This window comes from Deltaproteobacteria bacterium, assembly GCA_018668695.1.
In the GTDB taxonomy this organism is placed as follows: Bacteria; Myxococcota; XYA12-FULL-58-9; order XYA12-FULL-58-9; family JABJBS01; genus JABJBS01.
In genome coordinates, this window is record JABJBS010000287.1 from 1 (window position 1) to 11,049 (window position 11,049).

General features: G+C 50.6%; 7 protein-coding genes. 3 read left to right on the plus strand and 4 right to left on the minus strand.

Translation table 11 applies throughout. From position 1 onward, the window contains the following. Together mrdA and HOK28_15260 are read left to right on the plus strand one after the other, a co-directional pair. Window positions 1-1,910: penicillin-binding protein 2 (gene mrdA / locus HOK28_15255; GenBank protein MBT6434455.1), on the plus strand; the 1,910-nt coding region annotated here is incomplete at its 5' end. Then, on the plus strand, window positions 1,907-3,532 hold the full coding sequence (locus HOK28_15260) for a rod shape-determining protein RodA (GenBank protein ID MBT6434456.1): 1,626 nt from the start codon (window positions 1,907-1,909) through the stop codon (window positions 3,530-3,532). The genes mrdA and HOK28_15260, both read left to right, overlap by 4 nt. 89 nt (window positions 3,533-3,621) lie before the next feature. On the opposite strand, the gene trxA is transcribed toward HOK28_15260, so the two are convergent. The 4 genes from trxA to HOK28_15280 form a co-directional block, all read right to left on the minus strand. Then, a complete protein-coding gene (gene trxA, locus HOK28_15265) occupies window positions 3,622-3,951 on the minus strand; it encodes a thioredoxin (GenBank protein ID MBT6434457.1) in 330 nt (109 codons plus the stop codon). A 137-nt stretch (window positions 3,952-4,088) separates the two neighbouring features. After that, window positions 4,089-4,817 carry a hypothetical protein gene (locus HOK28_15270; protein ID MBT6434458.1) on the minus strand — a complete coding sequence of 243 codons (729 nt, stop codon included), beginning with the start codon at window positions 4,815-4,817 and terminating at the stop codon, window positions 4,089-4,091. Next, window positions 4,818-5,183: a polymer-forming cytoskeletal protein gene (locus HOK28_15275; protein MBT6434459.1), complete on the minus strand. Its 366-nt coding sequence runs from the start codon at window positions 5,181-5,183 to the stop codon at window positions 4,818-4,820. Then, window positions 5,180-5,500, minus strand: a complete 321-nt coding sequence (locus HOK28_15280; protein ID MBT6434460.1) for a polymer-forming cytoskeletal protein — start codon at window positions 5,498-5,500, stop codon at window positions 5,180-5,182. Before HOK28_15280 ends, HOK28_15275 begins: the two co-directional genes overlap by 4 nt. A 480-nt stretch (window positions 5,501-5,980) precedes the next feature. Here HOK28_15280 and HOK28_15285 point away from each other — a divergent pair. Then, the coding region (locus HOK28_15285; GenBank protein MBT6434461.1) for an acyltransferase domain-containing protein at window positions 5,981-11,049 on the plus strand (5,069 nt) is incomplete at its 3' end.

The window sequence follows — 11,049 nt, forward strand, 5'->3', positions numbered from 1 at the left end:
CACGGCTCTACGATTTACAGATCACGCGCGGAGACGATTTTGCAACCCGTGGTCAGGCAAACTTTATTAAGCAGTTTGCTACACCCCATGACCGAGGGATTATCTACGACCGGAACAGCCGAATTCTAGTCGACAACCGTCCGTCGCTGAATGTGGAAGTCACGCCCTATTTCCTAGGGAATCGTGAGAAATCTACAGCAACATTGAATGAGCTTTATGAAACGCTTGGGGTTGCGGATGAGGCGGCCGAAAAGTTGTCGTCAGAAGTTTTTTCGAAACAAGGTCTTAATCGATTTGTGGCTGTTCGAATCAAACGCGATATCTCTCTCGACGAAGTTGAGAAGATTGAATCTCAGCGCAGTATTTTAAAGCTTGATGGTGTCGAAATTGTTGAAGCCAAGCGTAGAACCTATCCGAGTGGTTCTTTGGCCGGACATTTACTTGGTTACGTGAATGAAATTGGCCGGGGACGACTGAACCGCGAGAAGAAACGCGATAACCCCAATCGCTACAAACGCGGCGATACTTTGGGCCGTTCAGGTATCGAACATCAGCATGAAGAGCGCTTGCGGGGCTCAGATGGGTACGCGCAAAAAGTTGTCGACGCAAAGGGACGCTTACAGTCGGCTGATTATATGAACTCGGCGGGCACGAACATAGACGACAAGCCGGCTGAGCCAGGGCACAATATTATCCTGACGATTGATTCTGAGCTTCAAAAGATAGCGGAAGAATCTTTTGACGGCCGCGCCGGCAGCGTGGTGGTCATGGATGTCGAGACGGGTGAGATTCTCGCCATGGTTTCAAAGCCTGGCTATGATCCGAATTTAATCAGTGGTGCCATGGCGCTGGATGAAAAGGCTCGCCTCGACTCTAATATTCTCAAGCCTTGGATTAATCGGCCCATTCAAGGTCAATACGCTCCGGGCTCCACCTTCAAGGTGGTCACCGCGATGGCTGCACTAACTCAAGGTTATACAACGCCGAGTGAGGAAGTGTTCTGCCCAGGGTATTACCGCTTAGGGGGCCGTAATTGGCGTTGCCATAAAGACTCAGGCCATGGCCACGTCAATCTCAAAGAGGCTTTGAAAGTATCGTGCGATACTTATTTCTACGCACTTTCAGTACGGATGGGAATTAACGAAATAGCAAAAGCTGGTAGTGAGCTGGGTCTTGGTTCGCAAACAGGTATTGAGCTTCGCGGTGAAAAACGCGGATTGATGCCAGACGAGGCTTTTCATGACCGGGTCGAGAAATCGACAGGTGGTTACCAAAAGGGAATGGCTCTCAACACCTCTATTGGGCAAGGCTCCGTTTTGACCACACCTCTGCAAATGGCTGTTATCTATGCGGCCATGGCAAACGGTGGGAAAATGATTAAACCGCAGCTGGTCAAGCGTATTGAAACCGCAGATTTTCGTGTTTGGTCTCGTGAGTTTGGCAAGCTTGGTGAGGTGGAACAAAAAGTTGAAGGGCGAGAGCCTGAGGTTATTTTCGAAATGAAGGCGGAGATAAAGTCACGGCTGAACCTTGACCCAGCTGAACTTGCTGCAATTCAAGAGGGTTTGATTGCCGTTGCGCAGGAGCCGGGCGGGACCGCATATTGGAGACGCTCTCGATTGGTCACCATGGCTGGTAAGACTGGAACAGCGCAAGTGATTCGGTTGGGTGTGCGCCGGGACAAAGCAGAAGACATGGAATATTTTGCGAGAGACCACGCCTGGTTTGCCGCTTACGCTCCGATCGAAAACCCTGAAATAGCTGTCGTGGTTTTAAATGAGCACTCGGGTCATGGTGGTTCCAAAGCAGGCCCCATTGCAGTGAGTGTGATTGATGCTTGGCATACACTTAAAGAAAATCGCAGGGCGAACCCAAGACTTACCGAAAATGAAAATGAGGTTCGCCCATGAACTCTCGACGATTGGGTTTCGCCGATATCAATTGGCTCTTGTTGGCCATCGTAGGACTGATTGCGATTCTTGGTGTTTATAATCTGCACTCGGCCGCACACTCCAAAGATCCCACACTTTATCTTACTCAGATGGCTTGGTTCGGTGTGGGCGGTTTGGTGGTTCTGATCATCATGATTCCGGACTACCGGCTGTCTGAGAATATGGCCTACTTCATTTACGCCATGGTCTGCCTCTTGCTTGTCGCGGTCTTGTTCGGCGGAGAGATGGCCGGGGGTGCAAGGCGCTGGCTCAGGATTGGGCCGATTAAATTTCAGCCTTCAGAGCTTGCCAAGATAGCCACTATTTTATGTTTAGCGCGCTATTTTTCAACGCGGGTACGCGAACGGGGCTACTCTTTGGTGCGTCTGTTTAGACCTATGAACCTATCGCGACCCATCGCTTCCATGGGTTTGGTTGTAGCTTGGTGGGATAAACCTTGGTTTGCAGACCCCATCGGATTTTTGGCACGCGGCGTTCATGAGCAGCTTGGCGGCGAAGCAATCATTATGGGCGAGTCTTTGTGGCTACGAATCGGGCTCTTGGGTGTCGTCTTGGTGTGCGGCATTTTAGCCAGTGTAGTCGTGATTCGTTTTGCGGCAGCTCAGGCGTTACTCAATCCATGGCCGCCAGGGCGTCGGCGAAATTTTATCTTTGTAATTTTAGCTCTCGTTCTAGGGTTAATGGGAGTCATTCTTTGGAATTGGGAGAGCAGCTTATTACGCGACCCGGTCGCCGGTGTTTTGTTTTATCTAAATGAGGCAGCTGGTCCCGGGGGTGTGTATGAATCCTACGACGAAGGGATGACTCTGCGGCTGCTTTTTGTGGCACTAAATGTTGGGTATCTGATGATGGCTCTGGTCGTGAGCCGTCGTTATCGAGGACCCGGTATTGATTTGGTCTTGGCTCCGATAGATCTATTGGCTCTCCCGGCATTACTTGTTTTGGTGGAGCCTGATCTGGGAACAGCCGGCATTATTATCCTCATCGGTATGACGATGATCTTGGTGGTTGGAGTCAGACTCGCATCACTGATTCGGCTCGGAGTGTTGGGAACTTTGTTCGCGGGTTTAAGCTGGTTTGCAGTTTTAAAGGATTACCAGAAGAGACGGATTCTCACCTTCATCGATCCAGAGTCTGATATTCAAGGTGCTGGTTGGAACGCCTTCCAGTCGATGATTGCCGTGGGCTCGGGACGTTTGTGGGGCAAAGGTCATCAGGGCGGCACTCAGACTCAGCTATCGTTTTTACCGGAGCAGCATACTGATTTTGCGTTCTCGGTATGGGCTGAAGAGATGGGCTTGATGGGCTGTTCGCTCTTATTGCTTTTATATTTACTCTTACTCGTGGTGGCTTTGGCAATTGCAGCGGATGCTCGAGACACTTACGGCAGCTTGGTCGCCGTGGGCGTGGCTGCACTGATTCTTTGGCAAACTCTTATTAACGTTGGCATGGTGATTGGCGTAGCGCCGGTTGTTGGGCTGACTTTGCCGCTTTTCTCGTATGGGGGGTCGAGTCTTTTGACGACCATGTGCGGGCTGGGTTTATTGCTGAATGTGCATTTTCGGCGCCGAGCGGTTTAAGCTCTTAAGGGTTATGGCTCAGAGCTCGCGGATTTTAAGACAAAAAAAAGCGGACCATGGGTCCGCTTTTCGTTTTGTCTGCACAGTGCTCAGCTTGTGTGCTTAGCGAGTGCTTCGTCAAGCTTGGCTTTAGAAACCAGGCCAACCATTTGCTCAACAACTTCGCCGCCTTTGAAGATAAGCAATGTTGGAATCGCTTTGACTTCATAGTTGCTTGGAGTCTTTGGGTTTTCGTCGATATTCATTTTGCAGACCTGCGCTTTACCAGCGTAGTCGGTGGCTGCTGCTTCAATCACTGGCGTGAGTGCGCGGCAAGGTCCACACCATGGCGCCCAGAAATCTACCAAAGTTGGAAGCTCAGCTTTAAGGACTTCTGCTTCGAAGCCATCGTCAGTAAGATTTACAATACCTTCACTCATCGTTTTCTCTCCGGATTTCTCAATGAGCCACGGACAGTCGGTCTAGGGCTCTGGTGGTGAAGGGGTAATATGGATAGGTGCGTGGTGGATTGCAATGCATTGCTGCGGATAAATCTGCCAGGAAATGCTTCCGGAGATCAGGGAAGAGAAGCGTTGGGTACTTCGGAAAGCTGGCCGGTCCGCTGGGGGGCTTGCTCAACTCCACTGATTCCCAAGTCTGCAGGCTCAAGCAGCCAGCGAAGGTCGGCCTTTCCTAAGGCACTGACGACTTTGAGCTTAAAGTGGTCACTGCTGGCTTTAACGACCAACCGATTCATAGGATCAGCGAGCTTAAATCGAACCAAGTAGGCTTTATCGAAGCGGTCAATATAGGGGTAAACTGCCCGCAGATTCGCATCTATTTTCACCGGGATGATTTCTGTGGGTGATACAGAAACTCCGTCTTCGCCCTCTAAGCTGAGACGCCAAATGGAGTCTAGTTTGGCCAGATCGTTCCATTTTCGATCTGCGGTGTACGCGGATACAAAGAATGTGAGGTATTGTTCGATATCATGCGTGAGGTCGACGAGTTCGCGGCGTGTAATATTACCACCGTGACCGTAGATCTCGGGGAATGCCAGGGCAAAAACTCTTCTAAACTCAGGAGAGTGAAAGGTTGCCGTTACAAACATTTGGCTGTCGAGCCCTTGGTAGATTTTTGCTGAGCGGGTCCAGGTTTTAAGCACCATCTTATAGTCAGAGGGCTGGAGTACTCGACTTGGTCCGTGCAAAACGCCAGGGCGAAGCTGGGATGTACAGCCGAACAAGCCCAATACAACCAAGGTAAGACACCATATTTTGAAGTGTTGGCGAATTGTTACGACCATTTAGGTGTCGTTCCTTTCAGAAGCGTTCTCCACAAGAGTGACGTTACCCCGATGTTGTGCACGGTGCGAGAGTGAAACGCTAGGACTGCAGATATCTCCATGCACTCGGGCGCCATCTAGCACGTTTAAATCTTTGCGACTGCGAACATGACCAACGATGGTTCCCTCAACCGTGACTGAATCGGCAACCACATCACCTCGGATAACTCCACCTGCGGCGACTCTGAGCCGGCCGAGTAAATAAACGGGTCCCTCAACATAACCTTCCACCACGAGGTTCTCTTCAAGGCGTATACACCCCTGAAGTTTTAGCTCTTTTCCGATCGTAGAGGCCTTATCGGGTTGGGTGATGAGGAGGCCCGTCACGGGTTACCCTGCATGTCGACATTGCCCTTAAACGAGGCGCCTTCTGCTATATTGATCCGGGGTGCACGGATATCCCCAACGACACAAGCACTGCTCTTGAGTTCCACACGCTCGGTCGCTTGAACATTGCCGATAACATGACCCGCAATCTCGATCACTTTGGCCTTCACTTCGGCCTCGACCACAGCACCTGCCTCTATGATGAGGGTACGTCCGGAACCGATCCGGCCGCGGACGGTGCCTTGAATCACAAGGTCTTCGTCACCCGTAATGTCGCCATCGATGGCCATTGAGGAACCGATGATTGAACTGGCCATGGAATATCTCCTTAATAATGCCCAACGGCATCTAACTCACACCCCCTAAGTTTCAACACTAGCCCACCGATTTCAAATAATTGGCGATAACGTTTGTTTTGAAGGTGTGTAGGTGCGCAACCCACTTCGCAGTGAAGAAAACAACGCTCATCCCAGCTCTGAATCGCAATAGGTCCCATACCCACGAGGATTGAGCGTTATTGGGACATTGGACAACGGGCTAAGGGAGAAGGCACCTATTTACTGAATGCCCATTCGTAAATTGTTACGCACTGAGTAGCTCATGAGTGGTCCTACCGGCCGGCTCGGTTTCTTAAAAACTCATGAATAATCAGTGGCTTAGCCATTATTTCCTAATCCACTAAAATCGGCACGGAAAGTGCTTAACGGTTGCGGGGCACCGTGAACGTGCGGATCCGATAATTGAATAGGCGTGCCGCTTCAAAGCCACGTTAACAACTTCCACAGGGAGAGCCAGTTGTGACTAAGTCAAATACTTCAGAAAGTACCATCGCCATTGTTGGACTTGGGGGAAATTTTCCCGATGCATCTCATGTAGAGAAATTCTGGACGAATATTTGTGATGGCCACGTTGCAATCGGCGAAGTGCCTGCTGAGCGATGGGACGACGAGCTTTATTACAGCAGCGATCGCCAAGCTCCAGATCGAACCTACTCGAAAATCGGCGCTTTTGTGAAAGATGTGCGCTTTGACCGAAAGATGTTTCGCATTCCGCCGCGTACGGCCGAATACATCGACTTTGTTCAAAAGCTTGCGCTGACGGCTGTTGCAGATGCGTTAGAAGATGCAGGGCTTGCCGTATTTGCGGGCAGTGAAACTGGTACTGACTTTGACCGCGATAGAACTGCAGTGATTCTGGGTAACACCATGGGTGGCCAAGCTGAGGATTTGAGTAATTTGCGGGTATGGTTCCCGGAAGTAACCAAGCGTTTGAAGCAAAGTCCGCAGCTCGCCAGCCTATCTGAAGCTGAGCGCGATGCTCTCATGGAAGATTTAGAAACCCGTTATAAGTCGTGGCTGCCAAAGATTACCGAAGACTCCATGCCAGGCGAGCTCGCCAACTGCATTGCGGGTCGCGTAGCGAATGCCTTCGATTTACGTGGTGCGAATTATACGACCGATGCTGCATGTGCCGCCTCGATGGCTGCGATGAAGACTGCGATTGATGGTCTTCGCATTGGTGACTACGACACCGCAATTGTAGGCGGCGTTGATCAAACGATGGATCCTCCAACCTTTGTTAAGTTCTCAAAGATTGGCGCACTCTCGGCAGACCACAGTGTTCCCTTTGATGAGCGAGCCAATGGCTTTGTGATGGGTGAGGGCTGCGGGATTTTAATTCTGAAACGACTCGAAGATGCCGAACGCGATGGCAACAAAATCTATGCATTGATTCGCGGCGTGGGTGCTTCAAGCGATGGCAAGGGTAAGGGCATTACTGCACCCAACCCGCGCGGTCAGCGAATGGCGATTGAACGTGCTTATGAAAATGCGAAACTCCCCATCGACAGTGTCTCTTTGTTCGAAGCTCATGGAACCTCAACCAAAGTGGGTGACCGCGTTGAGCTGGAAGTTTTAAGTGAAGCCCTCGAGAAGAGTGGAATGGAACCTCAAGGCATTGCCATTGGTTCTGTGAAATCGATGATTGGTCACCTCAAGAGTGCAGCCGGCGCGGCAGCACTGATTAAAACTTCACTTGCGCTGCATCACAAGATGTTGCCGCCAAGTGCTGGATTTATTGCAGCCGCCAAAGATTCACCGCTGCATGATGGTTACCTCAAAGTGAACACGAAACTTCAACCATGGGAACAAGCCGGTCCTCGACGTGCAGGCGTCAGTGCTTTTGGATTCGGTGGAACTAATTTTCACGTAGTGATGGAAGAATATGCTCATGGAGGGCACACAAACATGTCAAAGACACCTTCAGGCGAAACAGTCTCAACTCAAGCGCAAACCTCGGGTTACCAAGCTCAAGCCGCTGGCGCAGGAGATAAGGCAGCAGTTCTTGCAGAGCTTACACAACTCTTTGCGAAGCAGACTGGATACGAAATCGACGAGTTAGAGCCAGATTTTCAACTCGAAGCAGATCTGGGTATCGATACGGTGAAGCAGGCTGAAATTTTCGCCATCATCCGTGAGCAATATGGGATCAATGAGCAATCAGAATTTAAGTTATCCGATGTTCAAACACTCGATTTGGTTGCTGACTATGTGATGTCGGGCCGTACAGAGACCCAGGCGCCGACTGAGACGACTGAAGCAGTGATGATTGAAGAACCCAAGAATACAGTACTTGTGTTTGGTGGCTCCAGCCGCACCGAGGTTTTGGAAACAGCCCTAGCGCTCACCAAAAACGCAACGGATTTTCCTGGTGACTTTATTGCCGCCCGTGAGGTCGCCGCAAATGCTCCTTGCCGCTTGGCCTTCGTAGCTAAGAGCATCGAGCAAGTGCAGTCTAAATTAGAAGACGCAGGAAAACGGTCAGATAGAATCTTAGCGGCACGTGGTATTTATTTTGGTGAAGGAACAGACACCAGTGCAGGTAAGACTGCTTTTCTCTTTCCCGGCCAAGGCTCTCAGTATCTTGGTATGCTCAAGGATTTGTCGGAGCAATACCCTGTGATTGCCCAAACGTTCGAAGAAGCCAATGACATCTTAAAGCCTTTGATTGGCGGCGTATTGCTAACCGATATCGTTTGGCCAGAAGGCGTCGACATCAAAGATAAGGCGGCTAATAAAGCTTTGGTTCAAACAGAGATTTGTCAGCCTGCGATGCTTACGGCTGATATCGCATTGATGCGACTCTTAAACGGTTTCGGTATCAACCCGGATTACGTGGTGGGTCACTCATTGGGTGAGTATGCTGCATGTGTTGCAGCCGGTGTTATGACTTTTGCTGAGGCGCTATACTCGGTAAGCGCTCGGGGCCGCGAAATGGCCAGCGTTAAGGTTGAAGACAACGGTAAGATGGCAAGCGTTTCCGGCTCTACCGAAAAGGTAGAAGCGATTCTCAAGAACGTAGATGGTTACGTCATCGCTGCTAATAAAAACTGTCATGCTCAAACGGTTATTGCCGGTAAGTCTGAGGCCGTTGAAGCAGCAGTTGCAGCGTTTACAGAGGCTGGTATCGATGCTCGCTTGATTCCCGTATCACATGCTTTTCATAGCTCGATTGTTTCGCCAGCAGCGAAGCCTTTGGCCAATGCACTTGCAACACTGGATTTAAAAGCTCCTCGCACACCTATCTTTTCAAACGTTCACGCAGGTCCTTACCCAACGACTAAGGACGAGATTGTAGCGCTACTGGCTGAACAACTGGAATCCCCGGTTGAGTTCATTAAGCAAATTGAGGCGCTGCATGCTGAAGGCGTGAGAAGCTTTGTTGAAGTGGGACCGAAGCGTGCCATCACAGGCTTTGTTCACAATATTCTAGAAGGCAAGCCCTACATGGCTGTTTACACCAACCACCATAAGAAGAGCGGTGAAGATGGACTCTTTGAATCTCTTGCGGCGCTTGCGGCAAGTGGGCTCAATATAGACTTCACGGGTGAAGCTCCGGAAGTAGTTGTGAACGAGCAAGACTCGGACCTGCGTGAGGTATCTAAGGCTCACCACATCGACGAACCTCAACTGACGAGCGCGGCTCAAGATCCGATTGTTGTAAGCGGCGTATCCATTGCGTTGCCCCAGGAAGATCCAACAGGTCGTGAAGGCGACGACCTTTTTGCACAGATCCTCGGCGGTCAGAGTTTTATCTCCGACATCGGCGATGCATCACGCGAAAAGGTTCTCGACAAAAACGTGGTGCGACTTGCTAAAGCAACCGGCGAGTTTGAGAAAATGACGGAGCTAAGCCAAGTCATTCAAATTGCAGCACGGGCCGGTAAGGTCGACCTCGTCGAAGATTATGGCATTGACGCAGGTCTAAACGACGCATTGGATGTAACGAGCCGTTTGGCTATCGCGACCAGTATTGAAGCGATTAAAGATGCAGGTCTTCCTCTTGTACGCCGTTACCGAACGACCACCACAGGTAAGCAGCTTGGTGACGGTTGGGCACTTCCCGATTCCGTTGGCCGTGAGACCGGTGTCATTTTTGCTTCGGCATTTCCGGGTGTAGATCGCCTCATTGAAGATGTTTCGAAGCAAGTTGCGTCTCAGTACGCAGCCCGTGAAGGTAATAAATTAAACGAATTGATTGATGCCTATGCGCAAACATTAAGCCAGCCAGAAGAGAAGAAACGCCTACTGGATACTTTTGCAGAGCACCGCGAAGAACTGAAGGAAGAAGCAGCTCTTTACGCTTTCAACCGTAAGTTTCTCTTTCGAGTGTTGTCTATGGGACACACCCAAGTCGCTCAGGTGATTGGTGCCCGCGGACCGAATACTCAAATCAACGCCGCGTGTGCTTCTGGTGCACAGGGTATTGCGATTGCTTGTGACTGGATTCGAACGGGCCGCTGTGAGCGAGTTGTTGTGGTGAGCGCTGATGATGTGACCCATGAAAACAACCTACCTTTTATCGGCACAGGCTTTATGGCCGCCGGTGCAGCCACCGTAGAAAAAGATCCGGCGAAGGCGGCGGTTCCATTTGGAGCTACGCGCAACGGAATGATTCTTGGTAGCGGAGCGAGTGCCTTTATCGTTGAGCGTGACTCGGTGATGGAACAAAGAGGAATGGAACCATTGGTCGACATCCTTGAAGGACACTTTGCCAATGCCGCTTTTCATGCCACGCGTTTAGAGTCGTCATTCATTCGAGAGGCTTTTCAGTCGGTGGTAGGTAAGATTGCCACAGCACTTAATACAACGCCCGAGCAGCTTGCTCACCGTACATTCTTTATGTCCCATGAAACTTACACACCGGCTCGGGGTGGCAGTTCACAGTCTGAAGTAGATGCACTGCGCAGCGCCTTCGGTGATGCAGCAAAGAATGTTTTGATCACGAACACCAAAGGATACACCGGCCACCCGATGGGTGCGTCGTTGGAAGATGTTGTAGCCATCAAGGGCTTACAACGAAATCAAGTTCCAGCCATTGCCAACCTAGTTGAGCCAGATCCTATTTTCGCTGATTTGCTCTTTTGCCGAGGCGGCTCGATGGACCGAGATATCGGTATTCGCTTTGCTGCTGGTTTTGGTTCACAGCTTGCGCTTGTCGTTTATAAGAAGCGGGCAACGCATGAAGGTCGTTTAATTGATGCCGAGAAGTATCAAAGCTGGATGCACGAAGTCAGTGGAACTGAAAACGCGTCTTACGAAGTTCACAAGCGAACTTTGCGGGTTGCGCAGGAGTCAGGCGTGGCTTTGTGGGAACTTGGTGTCCCATCCCTCGAACTCAAGCCGATTGAAGTCAAAAACACCGAGGCTGATGTCGTAGCACCAGCACCAGCACCTGTGCCTGTAGCAGCGGTGAGTGTGTTGGACCGAGCGCAGGTACTTGGCGAGTTAACGGAGCTTTTTGCAAAGCAAACAGGCTACGAAACAGATGAGCTAGAATCAGACTTTCTACTTGAAGCTGATTTGGG

Excerpts from the sequence above, each read along its gene's own strand:
- HOK28_15260 (MBT6434456.1), top strand. The coding sequence starts at position 1,907 with ATGAACTCTCGACGATTGGGTTTCGCCGATATCAATTGGCTCTTGTTG.
- trxA (MBT6434457.1), bottom strand. The coding sequence starts at position 3,951 with ATGAGTGAAGGTATTGTAAATCTTACTGACGATGGCTTCGAAGCAGAA.
- HOK28_15270 (MBT6434458.1), bottom strand. The coding sequence starts at position 4,817 with ATGGTCGTAACAATTCGCCAACACTTCAAAATATGGTGTCTTACCTTG.
- HOK28_15280 (MBT6434460.1), bottom strand. The coding sequence starts at position 5,500 with ATGGCCAGTTCAATCATCGGTTCCTCAATGGCCATCGATGGCGACATT.